Here is a 582-nt window from a genome sequence, read left to right as displayed (position 1 = left end):
CTTCTCGTGCTGCTGTGTCCGGAGGTGGTGACACATGACCGGCGAACCGATCCGCGTCCTCATCGTCGAGGACGATCCCGTCGCCGCCGACGCGCACGTCATGTACGTCGGCCGGGTGCCGGGGTTCGTGGCGGTGGGCAAGGCGCACACGGGGGCGGAGGCGCGGCGGGCGCTGGAGCGTACGCAGGTGGACCTGTTGCTGCTGGACCTGCATCTGCCGGACGCGCACGGGCTGCAGCTCGCGCGGTCCTTGCGGGCGGCCGGGTATCACGCCGACGTCATCGCGGTGACCTCGGCGCGGGATCTCGCGGTGGTGCGGGAGGGGGTGTCGCTGGGGGTCGTGCAGTACGTGCTGAAGCCGTTCACGTTCGCGACGCTCCGGGATCGGCTAGTGCGCTACGCAGAGTTCCATGCGGCGGCGGGTGAGGCGAGCGGCCAGGACGAGGTCGACCGCGCGCTGGCCGCGCTTCGGGCGCCTTCGCCTGCGGCGCTGCCCAAAGGGCTGAGTGCGCCGACGTTGGAGAAGGTGACTGTCGCGCTACGGGACTGTGGGGAGGGGCTCACCGCGGCGGGGGTTGCGGA

1 protein-coding gene is annotated in these 582 nt (G+C 71.8%); it reads left to right on the top strand.

The window, feature by feature from the left end; all coding sequences use genetic code 11:
- Positions 1–34: 34 nt before the first annotated feature.
- Positions 35–582, top strand: a 548-nt coding sequence (locus AC31A1_RS52345) for a response regulator (RefSeq protein WP_489660066.1), incomplete at its 3' end; no start/stop codon positions are given.

This window comes from Streptomyces sp. P5F9, assembly GCF_057961495.1.
This window is presented reverse-complemented; position numbering and strand designations above follow the sequence as displayed.